General features: G+C 63.8%; 18 protein-coding genes and 2 pseudogenes (1 of these 20 cut by a window edge). 11 read left to right on the top strand and 9 right to left on the bottom strand.

The features are described from left to right. The first annotated feature begins 267 nt into the window (after window positions 1-267). Window positions 268-1050, top strand: coding sequence for a phenylalanine 4-monooxygenase (locus H9L14_RS14010; RefSeq protein ID WP_187708578.1), 783 nt, complete (start codon window positions 268-270; stop codon window positions 1048-1050). On the opposite strand, the gene H9L14_RS14005 is transcribed toward H9L14_RS14010, so the two are convergent. Together H9L14_RS14005 and H9L14_RS14000 are read right to left on the bottom strand one after the other, a co-directional pair. After that, on the bottom strand, window positions 1039-2430 hold the full coding sequence (locus tag H9L14_RS14005) for a HAMP domain-containing sensor histidine kinase (RefSeq protein WP_187708577.1): 1392 nt from the start codon (window positions 2428-2430) through the stop codon (window positions 1039-1041). The genes H9L14_RS14010 and H9L14_RS14005 overlap by 12 nt on opposite strands. A gap of 13 nt (window positions 2431-2443) precedes the next feature. After that, the gene (locus H9L14_RS14000) at window positions 2444-3124 is read right to left on the bottom strand and encodes a winged helix-turn-helix domain-containing protein (protein ID WP_187708576.1); all 681 of its coding nucleotides are present in this window, start codon (window positions 3122-3124) and stop codon (window positions 2444-2446) included. A 402-nt stretch (window positions 3125-3526) separates the two neighbouring features. Here H9L14_RS14000 and H9L14_RS13995 point away from each other — a divergent pair, with 402 nt between their 5' ends. Continuing rightward, entirely contained in the window at window positions 3527-4075 is a 549-nt protein-coding gene (locus H9L14_RS13995; protein ID WP_246444225.1) for a flavin reductase family protein, read from the top strand. On the opposite strand, the pseudogene H9L14_RS13990 reads toward H9L14_RS13995, so the two are convergent. Further along, window positions 4072-5027 (bottom strand): annotated as a pseudogene (locus H9L14_RS13990) (DUF808 domain-containing protein). The gene H9L14_RS13995 and the pseudogene H9L14_RS13990 sit on opposite strands and share 4 nt — an antisense overlap. 55 nt (window positions 5028-5082) lie before the next feature. On the opposite strand from H9L14_RS13990, the gene serS reads away from it, so the two are divergent. The 7 genes from serS to H9L14_RS13955 all read left to right on the top strand — a co-directional run bounded on the left by serS (window position 5083) and on the right by H9L14_RS13955 (window position 13877). After that, complete coding sequence (gene serS, locus H9L14_RS13985; protein WP_187708575.1) at window positions 5083-7038, top strand: serine--tRNA ligase; 1956 nt, start codon at window positions 5083-5085, stop codon at window positions 7036-7038. Between the two features lie 171 nt (window positions 7039-7209). After that, on the top strand, window positions 7210-7887 hold the full coding sequence (locus tag H9L14_RS13980; protein WP_222949851.1) for an alpha/beta fold hydrolase: 678 nt from the start codon (window positions 7210-7212) through the stop codon (window positions 7885-7887). An 85-nt stretch (window positions 7888-7972) separates the two neighbouring features. After that, on the top strand, window positions 7973-8302 hold the full coding sequence (locus tag H9L14_RS13975) for a hypothetical protein (RefSeq protein WP_187708573.1): 330 nt from the start codon (window positions 7973-7975) through the stop codon (window positions 8300-8302). A 20-nt stretch (window positions 8303-8322) separates the two neighbouring features. Continuing rightward, window positions 8323-8667, top strand: coding sequence for a hypothetical protein (locus H9L14_RS13970; protein WP_187708572.1), 345 nt, complete (start codon window positions 8323-8325; stop codon window positions 8665-8667). Next, entirely contained in the window at window positions 8591-10102 is a 1512-nt protein-coding gene (locus tag H9L14_RS13965) for a DUF6504 family protein (RefSeq protein ID WP_187708571.1), read from the top strand. The genes H9L14_RS13970 and H9L14_RS13965 overlap by 77 nt, the downstream gene beginning before the upstream one ends. After that, on the top strand, window positions 10102-13392 hold the full coding sequence (locus tag H9L14_RS13960; RefSeq protein ID WP_187708570.1) for an error-prone DNA polymerase: 3291 nt from the start codon (window positions 10102-10104) through the stop codon (window positions 13390-13392). The genes H9L14_RS13965 and H9L14_RS13960 overlap by 1 nt, the downstream gene beginning before the upstream one ends. Before the next feature lie 98 nt (window positions 13393-13490). Next, entirely contained in the window at window positions 13491-13877 is a 387-nt protein-coding gene (locus H9L14_RS13955) for a DUF2147 domain-containing protein (RefSeq protein ID WP_187708569.1), read from the top strand. On the opposite strand, the pseudogene hutH reads toward H9L14_RS13955, so the two are convergent. The 3 genes and pseudogenes from hutH to hutI form a co-directional block, all read right to left on the bottom strand. Further along, window positions 13870-15188, bottom strand: a pseudogene (gene hutH / locus H9L14_RS13950) (histidine ammonia-lyase). The gene H9L14_RS13955 and the pseudogene hutH sit on opposite strands and share 8 nt — an antisense overlap. Window positions 15189-15372: 184 nt before the next feature. Then, window positions 15373-17034: a urocanate hydratase gene (hutU, locus tag H9L14_RS13945; RefSeq protein ID WP_187709997.1), complete on the bottom strand. Its 1662-nt coding sequence runs from the start codon at window positions 17032-17034 to the stop codon at window positions 15373-15375. Beyond that, window positions 17031-18242 carry an imidazolonepropionase gene (gene hutI, locus H9L14_RS13940; RefSeq protein WP_187708568.1) on the bottom strand — a complete coding sequence of 404 codons (1212 nt, stop codon included), beginning with the start codon at window positions 18240-18242 and terminating at the stop codon, window positions 17031-17033. The genes hutU and hutI overlap by 4 nt, the downstream gene beginning before the upstream one ends. A gap of 40 nt (window positions 18243-18282) precedes the next feature. On the opposite strand from hutI, the gene H9L14_RS13935 reads away from it, so the two are divergent. Beyond that, window positions 18283-19164 (top strand): arginase family protein, encoded by an 882-nt coding sequence (locus tag H9L14_RS13935; protein WP_187708567.1) that lies wholly within the window; start codon window positions 18283-18285, stop codon window positions 19162-19164. On the opposite strand, the gene H9L14_RS13930 is transcribed toward H9L14_RS13935, so the two are convergent. Together H9L14_RS13930 and H9L14_RS13925 are read right to left on the bottom strand one after the other, a co-directional pair. After that, window positions 19149-19736, bottom strand: coding sequence for an alpha-ketoglutarate-dependent dioxygenase AlkB (locus tag H9L14_RS13930; protein WP_187708566.1), 588 nt, complete (start codon window positions 19734-19736; stop codon window positions 19149-19151). The two genes, H9L14_RS13935 and H9L14_RS13930, sit on opposite strands and share 16 nt — an antisense overlap. After that, complete coding sequence (locus H9L14_RS13925; RefSeq protein ID WP_187708565.1) at window positions 19736-20758, bottom strand: ATP-dependent DNA ligase; 1023 nt, start codon at window positions 20756-20758, stop codon at window positions 19736-19738. Before H9L14_RS13925 ends, H9L14_RS13930 begins: the two co-directional genes overlap by 1 nt. 75 nt (window positions 20759-20833) lie before the next feature. On the opposite strand from H9L14_RS13925, the gene H9L14_RS13920 reads away from it, so the two are divergent. After that, the gene (locus H9L14_RS13920; protein ID WP_187708564.1) at window positions 20834-22078 is read left to right on the top strand and encodes an ammonium transporter; all 1245 of its coding nucleotides are present in this window, start codon (window positions 20834-20836) and stop codon (window positions 22076-22078) included. A gap of 6 nt (window positions 22079-22084) precedes the next feature. Here the strand turns inward: H9L14_RS13920 and H9L14_RS16810 are convergent, their stop codons facing one another. Beyond that, a protein-coding gene (locus tag H9L14_RS16810; protein ID WP_281389465.1) for an SDR family oxidoreductase crosses the window boundary here: on the bottom strand, window positions 22085-22146 show its final stretch. It continues 130 nt past the right edge of the window; 62 of the gene's 192 nt are visible here — the last part of the coding sequence; its start codon lies beyond the right edge, outside the window; it ends in the stop codon at window positions 22085-22087.

Raw genomic sequence — 22146 nt, 5'->3', positions numbered from 1 at the left:
CGAAGCGGGAAGGTCGTTGGTGGAGGAAGGCTGGCCTTTGCGGAATGTCGTTTCGGCGCCGATCGAAGCGGGAACCGCACTCAGCAATTGCCCGTTCATCCTATAACTGAGATATGTGAAAACTATGAACCTCCGCACGATCAGCGTCGCCTATTATTATCCCGACGAGGTTGGGATCGGCTGACGCGCGCCTAGTTCAGACGACCAACCTCGACCCGCTCGGCATCCGCCCGGCGGGTTTTTTATTGCCCTTCGAGAGGAAACCGAATGCTTCAGGAGACGATCAGAAAGGACCGACCAGCGAGGAACTGGCAGGACTATGTCGTCCCGCAATGCTGGGAAGCGTTTACACAGGATGATCACGTTGTGTGGGACTTGCTGTTCGCCCGCCAGGTCGATCTGCTCGGATCGCGGGTCGTCTCGCAGTTTCTGGAGGGAATCGACCTGCTCCGGCTTTCGCACCCCGGCGTCCCAGATGTCGAAGGCCTCAACGCAATTCTCGAGCCGCGCACCGGTTGGCGCGTAGTGGCAGTGCCGGGACTGGTGCCGGACGATATCTTCTTCGCGATGCTGGCCGAACGGATATTCCCGGTCGGCAACTTCATTCGAACGCGCGAGCAGCTGGACTATCTCGAAGCGCCGGATTGCTTCCACGACATGTTCGGGCACATCCCGATGCTCGCGCATCACGATTTCGCGGAGATGGTGGAGCATGTCGGCCGGCTCGGGATGGCGGCTTGCGCCGCGGGCGAAGGAAAACGCGCTGCGCGCCTTTACTGGCACACGGTCGAGTTCGGATTGGCGCGTGAGCATGGAGAGCTGAAGATCCTCGGCGCGGGTCTCGCCTCGAGCTTCGGCGAGGCGCATTTCAGCTTGGAAAGCGATGGAGTCGAACGCGTCCCCTTCTCAATCGAGCGCGCCGTCAGAACCGCTTACAAGCACGATGCCTTCCAGCCGCGTTATCTCGTGTCCGGCTCGCTCGAACGGACCATATGCGATGTGCTTTCGCTGAATGCGCGGCGCCTTCTGTCGCTGCCGTTAGAGGGCTAGTCCAAGCGGCCCGCGCCTGGCCTGCTTGCCGTCGCCCCGGATTGGGATCTGCAGCAACGCGACCAGGCCCGGTGAATTGTCGAACAATGCCAGCTCTCCCTGGTGAAGGTGGGCGATTGCCTGCACCAGCGACAGTCCGAGACCGGCGCCCTCCTCGCTCCGGCTTGGATCCAGCCGGCCAAACCGGCGGCGAGCTTCGTCCCGGCGTTCGACGGGTATTCCCGGGCCGCGATCTGTCACCCCCAGCTTCAGGGTCGAATCCTCATCGTGGACGAGAACCGCGATCTCGCCGCCCGACGAAGCATATTTGATCGCATTCTCGATGAGGTTGCTGAGCGCCTGAGCGAGCAGCTGGCGATGGCCAAAGACCGGAACGACGACCGAGCTGCGGTCGAGCCGCATGGCGGCACCGGCCTCCTCGGCGACGGGCTCGTACATTTCGACCAGTTCGTCGGCGAGCTGCGCGGGGTCGAACCAGCTGAACTGGTTCTGGCTGGTGAATGCCTCGGATCGCGCGATCTCAAGTGCGGTCGTCAGGATCCGCATAAGCGAATCCGACTGGCGAATGATCGCGCCGAGCATCTGATCGCGTTCCTCAGGAGTGTCGGCAGCGAGAGCCGCATCCGCGGCCGCCCGCAGCCTTCCGACCGGCGATCTCAGGTCATGCGCGAGGCTGTCTGTGAGCATCCGCAGTTCGCTCATCAACGTCGAGATTCGATCGAGCATGTGATTGATCTGGCGCGAGAGCCGTTCAAAGGAATCGTTGCCGCCCGACAATGGCACCCTGCCCGACATGTCTCCGCCCCCGACCCTGTCGGCTACACGGACGATGTCATGGACGCGCTGATCAACATATTGGCCAAGGATCGCGCCGCAGAGCAGGCCAAGCAGGACCGAGACCGCGAGAGCGACCACCAACGATCGCTCGAGCGTCTCGCGAAGGCTAATTCCCGCGGAGACCGTACGGCCGGTAAGGAGCCATTGGCCGCCGGCGATGGGCCGAAGGTTCACGGATGCCTCCAGCATTGAAGACTCGCCCTTCATCCGGAGCACCGCTGAGCGCGTCTTCCCGAAGGAGGACGGGGCCGGCGACAGGATGGCGTCGACATTGCCTTCGAGCGGCTTTCCCGACCGATCGAGAACGGCCACCGCCACCTGCGGGTCGCCTGCTTCGGTCGCTTCCAATACCTCCCGTTTCAGCGCGGCCGTTCCGCCCGCCCTATAGACCTGCCCGAGCGCTGCCGCCTGCTCCGCGACCTGGTGCTGAAGCGTCAGCACGATCTCGTCCCGGGTCTGGAAGTGGATGAAGCCGATGATGAGCAGGTTCGACGCAAAGGCGAGCAACCCCGCGAGCAGGGCGATTCGGAGCTTCGTCGACATTTCCGCCGGAATCCTAGGCTTCGAGCATGTAGCCGGCGCCACGCACTGTGTGCAGCAACGGCCGATCGAAGCCCTCCTCAAGCTTTCGCCGAAGTCTGCTGACGTGAACGTCGATCACATTGGTCGCCGGATCGAAATGATAGTCCCAGACCTGCTCGAGCAGCATCGTGCGGGTGACGACCCGCCCTTCGTTCCGGGCGAAATATTCAAGAAGCAGATATTCGCGAGGCTTGAGGTCGAGCTTCTTGCCGCCGCGCTTCACGGTGCGAGAGAGGGGGTCAATGACGAGGTCGCCGACGGTGAAGCGAGGATCAGTCGCGACCCTCGCCTCGCTCCTGCGCAACAACGCATTGGCCCGGGCGAGCAGCTCGGCGAAAGAGAAAGGCTTTACGAGATAATCGTCGGAACCACACTCGAGGCCTTCGATACGGTCTCCGACCGATGCCAGCGCCGACAGGATGAGCACGGGAGTCTCGATTTTCGCGGCTCTAAGCGCCCGAAGCACTGAAAGCCCGTCGATTCCGGGCAACATGCGATCGAGGATGATCAAATCGAAGCTGCCGTCGATCGCGCGGTAGAGGCCGTCCTGGCCGTTCGTGACCTGCTCGACCGAATGGCCTTCCTGCGAGAGGCCGCGGCTCAAATAGCCCGCGGTTTCTGCATCGTCTTCAATGATGAGGATCTTGCGGCCCATTTGGCACTCCGCCAGCTGCATACGACGCCGCTTACCGGCCCGGCAAGGCGGGGTGCCGCCCGGCGCGAGGGGCATGGGGAAGCGCCGGGCGGCTCGGGAAAATTGCGGTGTCGGTTACTTGGCCTTGGTCTTGGACTGATCGTCCTTGACGTTCGTCTTCGATTTTACGTGGGATTTGTGGACCTTGGCTTTCTCGGTCGGAGCTTTAGTGGTCGTTGCGGCGGCAGCCGGCCCGCGAGAAGGCCGAGTGCCACGAACGATGCAATGAGATGCTTGGTCATAATGCGTGTCTCCTATGCCGGCCGGTGCTCCGGCGGAACCAGCAGATAAGAGAGCTCGCGTTTCGCCGCTGTGGCCCGATCATTAAATCTCGTTCATCCGTGGCGCGGCAGCTGCGCTGGAATGCGCGCGGATGACTGGTATAGCCTCGCAGGCATGGCCGACGACGACACCCTACCCGAGTATCGCACCGGGTCCGACTCCCGGACTTTGCGCGACGCGCTGGGGTGCTTCGCGACCGGCGTGACGGTCGTCACCTGCTTCGATTCCGATGGAAGCCCGATGGGCATTACGGCGAACAGCTTCACATCCGTTTCGCTCGACCCGCCGCTCCTCCTCGTCTGCATCCACAAGCATTCGGCATGCGCCTCGGCGCTTCTTGCGTCGGAGCATTTCGCTGTGAACGTACTGCAAACGTGGCAGCAGCCGGCCTCGATCCGCTTTTCGACGCGGCAGGAGGACCGATTCGGCGCCAACGACTGGTCACGCGGTGAGTTCGGAGCGCCAGTGCTGCAGGAATCGCTCAGTGTGTTCGAATGCGAGCGCAACGCGGTTCATGAGGGCGGCGACCATCACATATTGATAGGCCGGGTCGTGAAGGCGAGCTTCAATCCCGAGCTCGACCCTCTGCTCTATTTCCGCGGCAAGTACCGGCGGCTGCACTTCGACTAGTCGACGATCAGCTCTTCCGGGTGCTTCACGAACCGCCTGACGATCAGGACGATGATCCCGCCGACAATCAGCCCCGCGACAGCGGATCCCAGGGCATAGAGCAGCCATTCGACGACCGGGCCCATCAATCCGACGGCTTCCCCGGCATGGGCCGACCAATCGTGGAGTGCGTGCGGGATGAAATCGAGGATGTGGAGCTCCTCCAGGCCGTGGAGAAGGATTCCGCCTCCGACCCAGAGCATCGCCGCGGTGCCGATGCCCGATAGAGCGCTGAGCATCTTGGGGACGAAATGGACCAGAGCGTCGCCGATCTTCCGCGAAACGGGGCTGCTGCGTTCCGCCAAGTGAAGGCCGATATCGTCGAGCTTCACGATCAGCGCCACGACCCCATAAACGCCCGCAGTGATCGCCAGCGCGACTGCGACCAAAGCGAACGCAGTCGTTGCTAACGTCAGATGGTCGAGGCTGGCCAGCGCGATCGCCATGATTTCCGCCGAAAGGATGAAGTCGGTGCGGATCGCCCCTTGACCTGAAGCGCTTCGAGATCCGCTGGATCGGCCATGGCGTCGACCAGCTGTTCCTCATGATGGTGGTCATGAAGAAGGATCTCCGCGATTTTTTCGGTCGCCTCGAACGCGAGATAGGAGCCGCCGATCATCAGAAGCGGCACAATCAGGAAGGGCGCGAAGGCGGTCAGCAGCAGCGCGGCGGGAAGCAGGATCAACAGCTTGTTCTTCAAGGACCCGACGGCGATCTTGCCGATGATCGGCAATTCGCGTTCCGGCGACAGGCCGACCACATAGCGCGGCGTTACCGCCGTATCGTCGATGACGACACCCGCGGCCTTGGTGCTGGCCTTGCCGGCCGCGCCGGCGACATCGTCCAGCGACGAAGCGGCCAGTTTGGCGATGGTGGCGACATCGTCGAGAAGCGCGATCAGACCTGATGGCATATCCGGCGCTTAGGCGAACTTGCGGTTGGCGCGCAATTCGCGCAGTGCCGCGGCCATGCTGGGACTGGATTTCATCAGGGCCGAACGCGCGGCGGTCGAGAAGGCAATCGAAGCGAAAGCCGTCGACCTGAACGTTGACGAACTCCTTTCGCTCGACGCCGAGGTGCGGCGGCTTAAGACCGAGATCGAGGCGCTACGCGCCCAGCGCAACACGATCAGCGCCCGCTTCAAAGACGTTGCGCCCGACGAGCGCGCCGAGCTTGGCCGTCAGGCAAAAGAAGCCGGCGCCCGCGCGGGCGAACTGGAATCCGAGTTGGGAGAGAAGGACGGCGCGCTGAAGTCTCTTCTGATGCGCGTTCCGAATATCCCGTGGGACGGCGCTCCGATTGGGCCCGACGAGACATTCAACACTGTCGTCCGGCAGGAAGGCGTAGTTCCGAAGTTCGACTTCGAGCCGCTGGATCACGTGGCCCTAATCGAACAGAACGACTGGGCCGATTTGTCGCGTATCGTCCAGGTGTCGGGATCGCGACAATATTGCCTCAAAGGCCGGCTGGCTCTGCTCGAAACCAAGCTCATGGGTTGGGCGCTTGAGCGGATCACGGAAGGAGGCTTCACGCCGATTACCGTGCCGTCGATGGCGCGCGAGCAGGCCTTCCTCAATCAGGGCCAGTTCCCGGGTCACAAGGAAGAGACTTACGAGATGCCCGCCGATGAGCAGTGGTTGGCGGGAACTGCGGAAGTGGCTCTGACGTCGCTCCATTCGGGCGAGATCATCGAAGGCGACAAGCTGCCGATCCTCTACGCCGGCTATTCGCCCTGCTTCCGCCGCGAAGCGGGTAGCGCGGGCAAGGACGTTCGCGGACTGCTGCGCGTCCATCAATTCGTGAAGGTCGAGCAATATGTCGTCTGCGATGCCGACGACGCCGTCTCCGCGGGCTGGCACGCGCGCCTTCTGGAGCTCGCGGAAGGCATGCTTCAGGCGCTCGAAATTCCCTATCAGGTCATCGAAACCTCGACCGGCGACATGGGCCTCGGCAAGTTCCGGATGAACGACATCGAGAGCTGGGTGCCGAGTCTCGGCAAGTATCGCGAGACGCACAGCTGCTCCACGCTTCACGACTGGCAGGCCCGCCGCGCGAACATCCGTTACCGCGGAAGCGACGGAAAGGTCCGGTTCGCGCACACGCTGAACAATACCGCGCTCGCGTCGCCCCGGATCCTCGTTCCACTGCTGGAAAATCACCAGACAGCGGACGGCCGGGTTAAGCTCCCGAAGGCCATGCAGGAACTGATCGGGGCGAGTACCTCTGAGGTGAGATGGACCGGCGACGATCGGCCGCCGAGAGGCTCCAAGCGGCTCGTCGAGCTGGGATGGAACGTTGCGCAGCTGTGGCAGGGCTTCGGCCCGCGCGGCCCGATTGGTCCGGTCGAAGGTCCTCACGTCCTGGTAATCCCCGGGTTCCTCGCAACGGACCGGACAACCTTGCCGCTGCGAAAGGCCTTCGCCCGCGCCGGATGGCGCGTTCATCCGTGGGCGCTCGGGCTAAACACCGGAGTCAAGGAAGACACGCTTCACAAGCTGGAAGCGTGCGTCGATTCCATCGGGAGAAAGAAACCGATCCTTCTCGTCGGTTGGAGCCTCGGCGGCCTGTTCGCGCGAGAGCTCGCCCGTCACGCGCCGCACAAGGTCCGCGCGGTGGTGACTTTGGGATCGCCATTCTCGGGCGACCTTCATCAGAATAACGTCTGGAAGCTCTACGAGTGGGTCTCGGGACACAAGGTGGAGGATTCACCGATTCCGCGAAACACCGCGAAACCGCCCGTCCCCCACCTCGCGCTCTGGTCACGCAGAGACGGGATCGTTGCACCCCGTTCTGCCTATGGCCTGGAGGGCGAGCGCGACGAGGCGGTGGAGCTGGATTGCAGCCACATGGCCTTCGCCGTGTCGCGCCGCGCGGGTGACAAGGTGGTGCGCGAAATCGACAGGTTTCTGAAAAGTCACGAATAATTCGCACGGAATTATTGTTCCGGTAACGCAAAGACCCCATCTTGGCGTCATGAGGTGGGAACGAACTCCCGCGCCGCTCGGCCCCTCAACGGGGAACGGGCTCACTCATCCCGACGATTTGGCCCCCCTGCATGGCATCGCGTGCGCGAAGTCGCGTGGCATCTTCCGCGCATGCTCGCAGGCCTTGGACCCCTCGGTCCGCGTGGCCCCGAAGACGGTCCACCCGCCTTGGTCATCCCCGGCTTCCTAGCCACTGACCGGACGACGATGGACCTTCGCCGCGCCCTCGCACGCGTCGGCTGGCGGTCGCACCCTTGGCTGCTCGGTCTCAACCTGGGCGCCAAAGCGGATACGCTCGACCTTCTCGGGAACCGGCTTTCCGAATTGGAGGACGATCGTAGGGTTCTGCTGGTCGGCTGGAGCCTCGGCGGGATGTTCGCCCGCCAGCTGGCCCATCGCTTTCCAGGCAAGGTCCGCGCGGTGGTGACGCTCGGCTCGCCCTTTTCCGGCGATCTCAAGACCAACACGAACGTCTGCGAATATTATGAACGGATTGCCGGGCACGACGTCTATGAACCACCCTTCCCGCACATCATGGACAAGCCACCGGTGCCGACATTGGCCCTGTGGTCGCGGCGGGACGGAATCGTCGCTCCGAGCGCAGCCCGAGGGCGCGATCACGAACGCGACAAGGCAGTCGAGATCGACACCTACCACACGGGCTTTGCGGTCCATCGGCCGGTGCTGAGTCAGGTGGTCAACGAGATCCGCATCTTCCTGTCGGAAGCCGAAGGCCGTCCGCCTGCCCTCCAGCCGATCATGGTTGCTGGCTCGCTCTCCAGGCGCTGAAAGTCCCTTCGTGAGTCGCAGGATTGACTCCTCACCCTGACTCGCGAGAAAAGAACAAAAGCAGAACATAAACGTTGCGAGTCGTGTGGTTGGAGGCCTTTCCCTGGTCGCCGGCGGCGGAAGCCGTGCGGCCGAAATTCACCAGCTCCCCAGCGGGCTGGGTGAGCGCTGGCACGTGCCCGCGCCGCTCAGCCCCACCTTGTCGGAGCTGTTCGCGGCGAGCCCGCGCGATGCCGGCTGGGCAGGGTTCCTGCTGGCGCAGGCCGATCGAGCCAAGCCGCTGCTGTGGGTGCAGGACCGCATGGCGATCATCGAAAGCGGCCGTATCTACCCGCCGGGTTTGGGTAGCGTCGAGCTCATCCACGTCGAGGCGCGGGACGCGAAGCTCGCGCTCTGGGCGATGGAGGAGGGCTAAGATGCTCCGGCCTGTCCGGAGTGATCGGCGAGCTGTGGGGCGATCCCGCGGCGCTCGACTTCACCGCGACGCGGCGGCTCGCGGTGGCGGCGGAACGTTCTCGCGTGCCGTGCTGGCTGGTGCGGCTGGCGGGAACCGCGAACCTCAGCGGCGCGCGAATGCGTTGGAGGATCGCAAGCATGCCCAGCATCGCCAATTCCTTCGATCCGCGCGCGCCCGGTTCGCCCGCCTGGGAGACGGAGTTGTTTCGCGCGCGCGGCTATCCGCCCGGCCGCTGGGGCGTCGCGCATGAGACGGGTACTTTCCATCTGGCTGCCGCATCTGGCCGTGGAACGCTGGGCGAGGTCGAGCGACTTCGGGCCTGACGATCCGGTCGTGCTGACGGTCGAGGGCACGCACGGGCCGATCATTCATGCCGTAACCCAGGCCGCTGCCGAGCGCGGTGTGCGGGCGGGTTCCCGCCTGACCGATGCACGGGCGATCGATCCCGCACTGATCGCGGTTCCGGCCGATCCGGCTGGCGACGAGGCGTTGGTTGAGCGGCTGGCGCGCTGGGCGGGGCGATGGTCGCCTCTGGTCGAAGTCGATGGCGCGAACGCGCTGCGGCTGGATGTCACCGGCGTCGCCCATCTGTTCGGCGGCGAACGCAAGCTGGTGGCGGAAGTGCAGACGCGGTTCGCCGTAGCCGGGCTTACGACCCGCGTCGCGATGGCGCCGACTGCCGCTGCCGCCTGGGCGCTAGCACATTACGGCGATGCGGGAGCGGTGATCTGCGGGAAGGACACGGGCGCGAAGCTCGCCGATCTGCCGGTCGCGGCATTGCGATTGCCCCCGGAAGCGACGCGGACTCTGGAGCGGCTGGGGCTGAAGACCGTCAGCATGTTGGCTGGAATTGAGCGCCGCTCGCTTGCCCGCCGTTTCCGCGATGCGGACAATCCGGTCGACGCGCTCGACCGCGCGCTTGGCCGCAAGCCGGAGCCGCTGACCGCCATACCCACTGCCCGCCCTCCGCGCGCCTTGCTCAAGCTGGAAGAGCCGGCGACGCACCCGGAAGCTCCGATGCAAGCTCTCGAGCGGCTGATCCCCGATCTCGTCCAGCAGCTTGAGCGACGGCATCTCGGCGCGCGTCGGCTGGCGCTGATCGGCTTTCGGGTCGACGGCAGCACTGCAGTGGCTTCGGCCGCGACGAGCATTCCGAACCGAGAGCCGACGCATCTGAAGCGACTGATCGCCGACAAGGCGGCGGCGCTCGATCCCGGATTCGGCTTTGACGCCTTCGTGCTCGAAACGAGCTGGGCGGAGAATTTATCATCGTCGCAGGATAGCCTGATCGAGGAACCGTCAGGGACGCGAGAAGTGGCACGGCTTGTCGACCGGCTCAGCGTGAAGCTTGGACCTGAAAAGGTTCGGCGTCCCCAGCCCCATGAAAGCCATTTGCCCGAACGCGCAAGCGGATGGCGGCCGGCGCTTGAGAAAACTGAGCCGGTCGGCACAGCACCGACGCCGCCAAGGCCGCAACGAATGCTCGACCGGCCGGAAGCGATCGCGGTGGTCTATGCGACGCCCGAAGGCGTGCCGCGCCGCTTCGTCTGGCGCCGCGCGGTCCACGACATCGCCCGCGTCGAAGGGCCGGAGCGGATCGCGCCCGAATGGTGGCGAGAACGGTCGACGGCGCGTCTGCGCGATTACTACCGCGTCGAGGACCAGGCCGGCCGCCGTTACTGGATTTATCGCGAAGGACTGATCGGCGACGGCCGCGGCAGTCTGCCCGAGTGGTACATGCACGGACTGTTTGGCTGATGCCCGAGTATACCGGCTTTTCGCGGTTGAAGCTGGTGCGGACCGGCGACATGCCTCCGCCTCCAATCGCGCCGTCCGCCTACGTCGAACTAGGCGTTAGCTCCCCTTTCTCCTTCCTGCGCGGCGCATCGGATGCGATCGAGCTGGTCGGAGCCGCCTTGTCGCTGGGCTTCGACGCCATCGGCATTGCCGACCGCAACACGCTGGCGGGTGTCGTACGGATGCACAGCGCGTGTGACGCGGTCGGCCTTACGCCGCTGATCGGCTGCCGGCTCGACCTGTCCGACGCACCGAGCCTGCTCGCCTATCCGATCGACCGCGATGGGTACGGACGGCTGTCGTCCTTGCTTTCACTGGGCAAGATGCGGGCTGACAAGGGTGAATGCGACATCAGCCTTGTCGATGTCGCGGAGCATGCTGAGGGCATCGCCTTCATTGCCTGGCCGCAGGACGATCTCGCTGATTTCGAACAAGAATTGCCGCGCCTCCGTGAAGCTTTGACGTCACTGCGTCACGTTGCGGCGACCTGGCTCTATCGCGGCGACGACAGTGCGCGGATCGAGCGGCTCGACCGCATCGCGCGGCGTCACGGCTGTTCCATCCTCGCCACCAACGACGTTCTTTATCATGCGCCGGACAAGCGCCCGCTGCAGGACGTGATGAGCTGCATTCGCGAGAAAGTGACGCTGACCACCGCGGGTTACCTGCTCAATCCGAATGCCGAGCGGCACCTGAAATCCCAGGCGGAAATGGCGCGGCTGTTCGCCCGTTGGCCGCACGCGATCTCAGCAACGCGTGAGTTCGCGGATGCCCTCCACTTCAGCCTGAACGAGCTTCGCTACGAATATCCGCGCGAGACGGTGCCTGACGGGCGAACACCGCAGCAGCATCTCGAGCATTTGACCTGGGAAGGCGCGCGCCGGTTCTGGGGCGACAAGGTCCCCTACAAGGTGCTGACCCAGCTCAATTACGAGCTGAAGCTGATCGAGAAGCTCGACTTCGCGCGCTACTTCCTGACCGTCCACGACATCGTCGCTTTCGCACGCAACCTCGATCCCCCGATCCTGTGCCAGGGGCGCGGATCGGCCGCGAACAGCGCTGTCTGCTACTGCCTGGGAATCACCGCGGTCGACCCGGCGACCAGCGACCTCTTGTTCGAACGCTTCATTTCCGAGGAGCGCCGCGAGCCCCCCGACATCGACGTCGATTTCGAGCATGAGCGGCGCGAGGAAGTGATCCAGCACATCTACGAAAAGTACGGCCGCGACCGTGCCGGGATCGCCGCGACCGTCATCCATTACCGCCCTCGCTCGGCGATCCGCGAGGTCGGCAAGGTGATGGGGCTGAGCGAAGACGTCTGCGCCGCCATCGCCTCCAACTATTGGGGCAGCATGGAGGCCGAGGTCGCCGAGGAACGCGCGAAGGACGCCGGACTCGACATGAACGATCCGCATCTCAAGCGCGTGATGAAGCTGGCCGAGCAACTCATCGGCATGCCGCGCCACCTGTCGCAGCATGTCGGCGGTTTCATCCTGACCGAGCGGCCGCTGACCGAGACGGTGCCGATCGGCAATGGTGCGATGGAGGACCGCACCTTCATCGAATGGGACAAGGACGACATCGAGGAGCTCGGCATCCTCAAGATCGACGTGCTCGCATTGGGCATGCTGACCTGCATCCGCAAATGCTTCGACCTGATCGACCTGCACGGTGGCGAGCGCTGGGAGCTGGCGACCGTCCCGCAGGAGGTGCCCGAGGTTTACGACATGCTGTGCAAGGGGGACTCGCTCGGCGTGTTCCAGGTTGAGAGCCGGGCGCAGATGAACATGCTGCCGCGCCTCAAGCCGCGGAAATTCTACGACCTGGTGATCGAGGTCGCGATCGTCCGGCCGGGACCGATCCAGGGCGACATGGTCCACCCGTATCTGAAGCGGCGGGCTGGCAAGGAGCCGGTGACTTTCCCCTGCCCCGATCCCACGCATGGCGAGCCGGACGAACTGGAGAAGATCCTAGGGCGGACGCTCGGCGTGCCGATTTTCCAGGAGCAGGCGATGAAGATCGCGCTCGATGCGGCGAAATTCAGTTCGGAGGAGGCGAACCAGCTGCGCAAGGCCATGGCGACCTTCCGCTCACGCGGGAACATCGAAGTGCTTCAGGACAAGATGGTCGGGCGGATGGTCGAGCGTGGCTACGACCCCGATTTCGCCCAACGCTGCTTCGACCAGATCAAGGGCTTCGGCGAATATGGCTTCCCCGAAAGCCACGCGGCGAGCTTCGCGCACCTCGTCTACGTGTCGAGCTGGCTGAAATGGAAATATCCGGCGGCGTTCGCCTGCGGCCTGCTCAACTCACAGCCGATGGGTTTCTACGCGCCGGCACAGATCGTACGGGATGCGAAGGAGCATGGCGTCGAGGTGCGCGCGGTCGACGTGAACTACAGCGATTGGGATTGCACGCTTGAGGATGGCGCCTTGCGGCTGGGTTTCCGCCAGGTCGAAGGATTGCACCGCGACACGGTCGAGCGGTTGGAAAGCGCGCGCGGGAAGCGGCCCTACGAGAGCGTCGAGGACTTGCGGACCCGTGGCAGAATGCCGGTCCATGCGATCCAACGGCTGGCCTCGGCCGATGCATTCCGTTCCATCGCCCTCGATCGCCGTGCGGCTCTATGGGATGCGCGGGCGCTCAAGCAGGCGCCGGACCTGCCCTTGTTCATCGCGGCGGAAGCGCGTGACGAAGGAGCGGAACTGACACGGGCGAAACTGCCGACCATGCCGCTCAGCGAGCATGTCGTGAACGACTATCAGACCATCCGCCTCAGCCTGAAGGCGCATCCGATGGGCCTCCTTCGCGAACATTATGCAGCACAGAAGTTCATCACCGCCGACAAACTTCCCGGCGTCCGAGACGGCAAGCACGTGTCGGTGGCGGGGCTGGTGCTGATCCGCCAGCGGCCAGGCAGCGCGAAGGGCGTTTGCTTCATCACGCTGGAAGACGAGACGGGCATCGCCAATCTCGTCGTCTGGCCCGACGTGTTCGACAAGCAGCGCAAGATCGTCATGGGCGCGCGGCTGATGTGCGTTCACGGCATCATCCAAAAGGATCTCGACGACGGGGTAATCCATCTGGTCGCTCGAAAGCTGGAAGACCACACGCACATGCTGCGCCATTTGAGCGACGAGCTGATTCCTTCGACCCTCAATCAGGGTGATGGCGGCGGAAGCTGGAGACCTCCAGCAGCCGCGCATCCGCGCGATGTGGATGTCATCCCAAAGAGCCGCGATTTCCACTGACGGGGCGTTCAAACTCGCTGTCGGACGGGGTTAAGCCGTTCATCCGGCAGCAATTCCAGCGCACCATTCTTGCCGCAAACAATGCGTAATTGGACGCCATGAAACGGATCTTGCTCAGTATTGCAGCGGTTGCCGTGACGCTCGGAGCGTCCGGTCCCGCGAACGCGCAGGCCCTCGAAGGGAAATGGGCGAACGCGAAACGAAGCGTGATCGTCCACGTCGCGAGGTGCGGCGATGCCTATTGCGGAACCGTTAGTTGGGCATCGGCGAAGAATCGCCAGAAGGGCGCCGAACCTGGCACGCGCGTGCTCAGCGAACTCCGCCCCACAGGCGGCGGCATCTACAAGGGAAAGGCGTTCGAGCCGAAGCGCAACATCCACGGCTCCGCGACCGTGCGGCAAGTCGGGCCCGACACGATGGTCGTGAAGGGCTGCGCGGTGATCGGCCTGTTCTGCTCCGAGCAGCGCTGGACACGCGTCAGCTAAGGAACAGGCCGTCCTCGCCGGTGACCCCGCCGCCGAGCACCGCTACTTGAAGCTCCGCCATTTCGTCGGCCCAATATCGGTCTGACGTAAAGCGCGGCGTGATTTCACGCACCTTCGCGTGAATCTTCTGCAGCCTTGGGCTGGTCTTGAGCGGCAAATGGAAATCCACGGCCTGCGCAGATGTCATCAGTTCGATAGCAATCACGCCCGCGGCGTTGCGCGCGATCTGCGCCGCCTTGCGTCCGGCAATCGGAGCCATGGACACATGATCTTCCTGGCCAGCCGAAGTCGGGATGGTGTCGATGCTTGCCGGATGAGCCAGCGATTTGTTCTCGCTGACGAGAGCAGCGGCGGTCACCTGCGTGATCATCATGCCCGAATTCACGCCGCTGTCCTCGGTGAGGAAGGGCGGGAGGCCGCTCATCTTGGGATCGATCAAAACCGCGCTGCGGCGTTCGGAGATCGAGCCAATCTCGCACAATGCCAGCGAGATGATGTCGGCCGCGAAGGCGACCGGCTGCGCATGGAAATTGCCGCCTGAGATGGCGATGTTTTCGTCCGGGAACAGGATCGGATTGTCGGTTACCGCGCCGGCTTCGATCGTCAGCGTCCGCGCGGCATTTTCAAACAAATCGAGCGCGGCGCCCATCACCTGTGGCTGACAGCGGAAGCTGTACGGATCCTGCACCTTGCCGCAGCGCGTATGGCTCGCTCCGATCTCGCTACCGTCGAGCAGGTCGCGGATGGCGGCGGCGACCCGAATCTGTCCGGGCTGGCCGCGCAACTCGGAAATGCGCGAATCGAACGGCTTCACGCTGCCCTTCAGGGCATCGACCGAAAGCGCACCGGCTGCGATTGCCGAGGCGAACACGCGCTCGCCTGTGAACAGCGCATCGAGCGCGATCGCCGTCGACGCCTGCGTGCCGTTGATGAGCGCTAGACCTTCCTTCGGTCCGAGCTGAAGGGCTGCATGCCGAGCTTCTTGAGCGCCGCTTCCGACGCAAGGACTTCTCCGCGGACATCGATCTTGCCCTTGCCCATCAGCGCGGAGATCAGGTGTGCGAGCGGCGCAAGATCGCCCGATGCGCCGACGCTTCCCTGCGACGGAATGACCGGCATCGCATCATGCTCGAGAAGCGCCTCGAGCGCCTCGATCACCAGAGGACGAACGCCGGAATGACCGCGACCTAGCCCGAGCAACTTCAACACGATCATCAACCGGGTGACATGTCGCGGCAGCGGATCCCCGAGACCGACGCTGTGCGACAGGATGAGGTTGGTCTGGAGCTCCGCAAGCCGATCGTCAGGAATGCGCGTGCTGGCGAGCAGGCCGAAGCCCGTGTTGACGCCGTAGACCGTCTCGCCCCGGCAACGATGCGATCCACCGAAGCGGCTGCTTCAGAGACACGCTGCATCGATGAGTCGTCGAGGCGCGCGCTTGCCCCTGCCCAGATGCGACGGAGCGTCGCGAGGTCGATCCTCGTCGGGTCGAGCTTCATGCGCCCACCATGGGCAGGTCGAGGCCCTGCTCATGCGCGCAGTCGATCGCGATGCGATAGCCCGCGTCGGCATGACGCATCACGCCTGTACCCGGATCGTTCCACAGCACGCGCTCCAGCCGCCGCGCGGCATCGTCCGTGCCGTCGGCGACGATCACCATGCCGCTGTGCTGCGAATAGCCCATGCCCACGCCGCCGCCGTGATGCAGCGAGACCCAGGTCGCGCCGCCTGCGGTGTTGAGCAAGGCGTTCAGCAGCGGCCAGTCTGAGACGACGTCGCTACCATCCATCATGCTTTCCGTCTCGCGGTTGGGCGAGGCGACCGAGCCGCTGTCGAGATGGTCGCGGCCGATGACGATGGGCGCGCTGACTTCACCATTCCTGACCATCTCATTGAAGGCGAGACCGAGCTTGTGGCGCTGGCCGAGGCCGACCCAGCAGATGCGCGCCGGAAGACCCTGAAACGCGATCCGATCGCGCGCCATATCGAGCCAACGATGGAGGTGCGGATCGTCCGGGATCAGCTCCTTCACGCGCTGATCGGTGCGGTAAATGTCCTCCGGATCGCCGGATAAAGCGACCCAGCGGAACGGGCCAATGCCCTTGCAAAAGAGCGGTCGGACATAGGCCGGAACGAAGCCGGGGAAATCGAATGCATGGGTGACGCCCATGTTCTTCGCTTCCTGGCGAATGTTATTCCCGTAATCGAACGTCGGAACGCCCATTTCCTTGTAAGCGAGCATCGCTTCGACATGTACGGCAATGGACGCCCGCGCGGCGTCGGCGACCGCGATAGGGTCGCGCTCGCGCATTTCCTGCCACTTGGCGACCGACCAGCCCGCTGGGCAGTAACCGTTGGCCGGGTCATGCGCGCTCGTTTGGTCAGTGAGCGCGTCCGGGCGGATATCACGCTTCAGCATTTCCGGAATAATCTCAGCAGCATTGCCGAGCAAGCCGACGCTGGTTGGCTCGGTCGCCTTGGCGATGATGTCGAGTGCTTCGTCGATGGTCGTTGCGCGACGGTCGAGATAGCGCGTCTCAAGCCGTTTCTCGATGCGGCTTTCCTGGCATTCGATGGCGATGCAGTGCGCGCCCGCCATGACTGCCGCGAGTGGCTGCGCACCGCCCATTCCACCAAGGCCGGCGGTGAGGATCCACTTGCCCTTGAGGTCGCCGCCGTAATGCTGACGGCCCATTTCCGCGAAGGTCTCGTAGGTACCTTGGACGATGCCCTGCGTGCCGATGTAGATCCACGAGCCCGCGGTCATCTGGCCGTACATCATGAGCCCGGCGCGATCGAGCTCGTTGAAGCATTCCCAAGTCGCCCACTTGGGCACGATGTTGGAATTGGCGATGAGGACGCGCGGCGCATCCTTGTGCGTCGGGAAGACGCCGACCGGCTTGCCCGACTGCACGAGCAGGGTCTGATTCTCCTCCAGCCGCTCGAGCGTCTCGACGATCTTGTCGAAGCATTGCCAGTTGCGTGCAGCGCGACCGATCCCGCCGTAGACGACCAGGCTCTGCGGATCCTCGGCGACCTCGTCGTCGAGGTTGTTCATCAGCATCCGGATGGCGGCTTCGGTGGTCCAGCTCTTCGCCACGATCTCGCTTCCGCGGCGCGCGCGGATGTGACGGCTGTTGTCGCGTCGATCGGTCAGTTCTCGACTCCCCCGTAAACTCGTCTTTCAGGCCCCGGCAGGCCGACCCAGTAGCCCAGCTCGGCGAGGCTTTCGAGCCGCCAAACGCAAAGGTCCGCAGCCTTTCCGGCAGCGATGCTTCCGACTTCATGTGCAAGACCCAACGCTCTCGCCGCATTGATCGTCATTCCGGCCAGCGCCTCTTCGGGCGTCAGGCCGAAGAGAGTGCAGGCCATGTTCATCGCCAGCGTCGGCGAGAGCATCGGGGACGTTCCCGGGTTGCAATCGGTGGCGATCGCGACGGGCACCTTGTGCTTGCGCAGAAGCTCCACCGGCGGCTTCTTCTTTTCCTGGAGCGAATAGAATGCACCGGGGAGGAGCACCGCGACCGTGCCCGCTTTCGCCATTGCCTTCGCTCCGGCGTCGTCGAGATGCTCGAGATGGTCGGCAGACAATGCTTTATGCTTCGCTGCCAAGGCGGCGCCGTTCTGGTTCGACAATTGCTCCGCATGAAGCCGGACCGGGAGGCCATTCGCCTGTGCGGCGGTGAAAATGCGCTCCACCTCCTGCGTGGTGAAGGCGATCTTCTCGCAGAAAGCATCGACGCTGGTCGCCAGCTTCTCGCGGGCCGCGCGCGGAATCAGTTCGTCGGCAATCATCGTCACATAGTCTTCGCGGCGATCACTGTACTCCGGCGGAAGGGCATGAAGCGCGAGCAAAGTCGGGACGATCCGTACGGCCTCACTCGCGGCTAGAGCCGCCGCGCACCGCAGCATCCGAAGCTCACCTTCGACGTCGAGCGCATAGCCCGACTTGATCTCGACGGTGGTCACGCCGCCCTTCAACAAAGCGTCGAGACGTAGCGCGGCGGAGGCCAGCAACTGATCGTCGGAAGCGGCGCGTGTCGCCTTTACCGTCGAGGCAATTCCGCCGCCGGCCTTGGCGATTTCTTCATAGGTCGCGCCCGCACGGCGCATCGCATGCTCGTCCGCGCGAGTGCCGCCGAAGATCAGATGCGTGTGACAATCGACGAGCCCAGGAGTGACCCATGCGCCTCCGAGCGCGACGACCTCTTTCGCGCGAAAGCCGGCGAGCTCGGTCCGCTTCCCGACGCGCAGGATTCGCCCGTCCTGGATCGCGACCGCCGCATTCTCAATCAATCCGAGCGGGTTACCGGGCATGGGCTCCATGGTGGCGATACGGCAGTCGACGAGGAGGCGGTCCCACATGGGGCTGCCCTTAGGCGACTGCTCTTGCTACGGCAAAGGAATGAGTGGCTGGCCGAACCTTTCCGAGCTTCTGGTCGCGAACAATGCCCACGCGCCGGTCGGCCTAGTCGGGGCGCCCTTGGGCGTCGGATCGGTAACACCCGGGCGCTGCGACCTTGCGCCTGAAACTCTCCGAAGAACGCTTCGGCGCATCGGACGATACGACATTGAGAGCGGGCGCGAGATCGCCACGCATATTGCCGATTACGGCAATGCTGAGATTGCGGGACTCTCGATCGAGCAGGCAACGGGCCCAATTCGCAATGCAATCGGCTCCAGCGCGTCAGTGCATGCGCTCACATTGCTCGTAGGAGGCAACAATGCGGTGACGCGGCCCGGAGTTTTGGGGCTTGGACTTCCGCTGGAAAAGATCGGCCTGATCACGCTCGATGCGCATTTCGATATGCGCGAAACTGCCGAGGGTCTCAGCAATGGCAACCCCGTTCGCGCGCTGATCGAGGACGGGCTGCCAGGAGCGAACATCGCCCAGGTCGGTCTCGCGAGTTTCGCCAACAGCAAGAAGATGCACGACGATGCGGTCGCTGCAGGCAATCTCGTCATCACGATGGGCGAGGTCGCACTCAACGGAATCGAGCGAGCAATTGAACGGGCCTTGAACCATGTCGAAAATTGCGAGGCGATAGTCGTTGACTGCGACATCGACGTGATCGAGCGCGCGCAATTCCCCGGAGCGCCCGGCGGCCGACCCGGCGGGATGGCGGCGACAGACTTCTTCAAGGCTGTTCGCCATTTGGCGTCCGTGCCGCGCGTGCGAGTCATCGATCTTACGGAGTGGGATCCGCCGCTCGATGCGACCGACCTCAGCGCACTGACCGCGGCTCGCTGGGTCGCAGAGTGCCTCGCGGGCTACGAGCTGCGCTGAAGCTCCGCCGCTTTCCGGCGGCCGAGGTCAGACAGTGTCCGGAAGGTAACCGAGAAGCGAAGCCTATCGCCGGGCACGATCCGATGCTCCCAGTCGTAACGAGCCTCGCCGGATAGGAGATAAGCAGAGCGGGGCTCGACCGGCAGGTTGAATCGCCGGAAGCCCGTCTCAGCTCGCTGCCGAAAGCGAAGAACGGCGGGCGTGTTCAGGGAGATTCCGACTACCCGATCGAACACGCTTCGATCCTTATGCCAGCCGATGCCGGCACCTGCGTCATATCGCGCGACAAGTGCATGGGCGATCTCACTTCCCGCCAATAATGCCGCCTTGTCGCGGAGCGGCTCTAGCCAGGTGGGAATGGGTTCCGCGGGCTGGAAGCTTGCGTCGTCGAAGTCGTAGCGCCACCCGTAGCTTTGCGTCTTGCGGTTCCCGGTCCAGCCCTGAAACCGGAACGGAGCGAGATCCATAGCTTCAAGCTGGACGAGCAACTCCCGCTCCTCGTCGCGGCTGATGAATTCCTCGCGATAATCCATGCCGGCGATCAGCGGTTCTGCAAACAAATCGGTCTGCATCACAGCCCAAACAACTCTGCAATTTCCGATGGCTTCAGTTCCGGCGCGAGTTGCTCGAATGTGCACTGTTTCGGCGCCTTGTCCGGACGCCGGCGAAGCAGCGCGGTACCGTGCCGGAAGCGCCGGCCGGTGACCTGGTCGTAGCGGACCTCAACGACTAGCTTCGGCTTGAGCGGCTTCCACTGGCCCGTGCGCTCGGTGTTCCAGCGGCTCGGCCCGCCGGGAGCGTTGCCTGTGAATCCGGGCGGCTCGATTAGAGCTTCGAGTTCCTTCGTCAGAGCGGCCCGCTCTTTTGCTGCAATGGCGGAGGTGAAGCCCACATGGTGAAGCAGGCCTCTCTTATCATAAAGGCCAAGGAGCAGCGAGCCGACCTCGCGCTTCTTCTCCCCGTAACGGAATCCGCCAACCACGCAGTCTGCCGTTCGCAATTGCTTCACCTTGACCATCGCGCGCTCACCAAAGCGATACGGCTGGTCGAGGTGCTTAGCGATCACGCCATCCAGTGCACCGCCGCTGCGCTTGAGCCAGCCAAGCGCAACATTGCGATCGGCTGTCGCAGGTGAGAGCAGAAGGCCATCGACGGCATTTTGCTTGAAGAACTTCTCGAGAGCCTCTCGCCGGGTGGAAAGCGGCTGCTCATCGAAGCTTTTCACACCGACCTGCAGCACGTCGAACAGCATGAAGAGCGCCGGCGTCTCCTTCGCCAATTTGCGAACGCGGCTCTCAGCGGGATGCAGGCGCATCTGAAGCACCTCGAAGTCCAGGCGGTCCTCTGACGGGATGACAAGCTCGCCATCGAGAACGAATTTCTTTTCCTTCACCTGCGCGAGGATCTCGATCACCTCGGGGAAATATCGGCCTAGCGGCTTGCCAGAACGCGAAATCATTTCGACCCTGTCGCCGTCGCGCCGGGCGATGCAGCGGAAACCGTCCCACTTGGGCTCGTATTGCCAGCCAGCTCCTTCCGGCAGTTCGGCGGCGAGCAAGGCTTCCATCGGAGTTGGCACGGAATCTCGGAGCATGACGTGTGAACGATTCACATAGCCCGCCGCTCCAAGGCCGTTAGCTTGTGCAGTGCAGCAAATACGCGGGGTGGCATGGCCGGCGAGCTCACGATCGACAGCGGGGATACGGCGTGGATGCTGATCTCGACCGCGCTGGTGATGATGATGCTGCTGCCTGGGCTGGCACTCTTCTACGGCGGGCTGGTTCGCGCGAAGAACCTGTTGTCGGTAATGAGCCAGGCGCTCGGCATCGCCGCCGTCGCAATCCTCATGTGGATCGGGTGGGGCTATTCGCTGGCGTTCGCCGGAGGAAACGCACTGATCGGGGACCTGTCGAAGGCGGGCCTCTCCGGCATTGACGGCGCGAGCGCCTGGGCGGTCCCGACGGCTGGGAAGGGCATTCCAGAGCTGGTGTTCGTTGCGTTCCAGATGACCTTCGCTGCGATCACAGCCGCGCTTATCATCGGTGCTTTGGCCGAACGCGTGCGCTTCTCGGCGATTATGCTCTTCACGCTTCTGTGGCTCACGATCGTCTACGCGCCGCTTGCGCATATGATCTGGGCGCCCGATGGATTCCTGTTCGCGTTCGGGGCGATCGACTTCGCCGGAGGTACGGTCGTTCATGTGAACTCGGGGGTGGCTGGGCTCGTCGGCGTCTACTTTGCAGGATCGCGGATCGGGCATTTGAAAGAGGCAATGCCGCCCCACTCTCTCGCGTTGACGATGGTGGGCGTCGGGTTGCTCTGGGTCGGATGGTTCGGATTCAATGCGGGGTCGGCACTTGAGGCGAATGGATTGGCGGCGGTCGCAATGGTGAACACCTTTGTGGCCCCGGCCGCGGGAGCGCTGGCATGGATGGGCGCGGAGCGCGTCGTGTCGGGAAAACCAAGCATGCTCGGCGGGGCTTCCGGCGCTGTCGCCGGATTGGTCGCGGTCACGCCTGCAGCGGGGATCAGTGGGCCGATTGGCGCGATCCTGATTGGCGCGATCACCAGCGTCGCCTGTTATGGCTTCGTCGGATCACTCAAGAACCGGCTTCGGTTAGATGATAGCCTGGATGTTTTCGGCATCCACGGCATTGGCGGAATCGTCGGCTCGATCGGCACGGCATTCGTGGCGCTTCCTGCCCTGGGTGGCCATGGTGCGCAGGAATACTCCCTCGCCTGGCAGCTGCTGCGGCAGGTCGCCGCCGTCGGAACCGCAATTGTCTGGTCTGCCGTAGGATCGGCCTTGTGTTTCGCGGTTGTGCGAAGGCTATCGAAGCTCCGCCACGATCGCGACAGCGAGCGCGAGGGCCTCGACATCAGCGATCACGGCGAGCGCGCCTACAATTATTGAGGCGCGTTAGATCCCCTGGCCGCCCGACACTTCGATCCGTTGGCCGGTGACCCAGCCGGTCTCTCCGA

This window comes from Sphingomonas sediminicola, from assembly GCF_014489515.1.
GTDB lineage: Bacteria > Pseudomonadota > Alphaproteobacteria > Sphingomonadales > Sphingomonadaceae > Sphingomicrobium > Sphingomicrobium sediminicola.
Note: the sequence above shows the minus strand (reverse complement) of the source record. Positions and strands in the feature narration are given on the sequence as shown.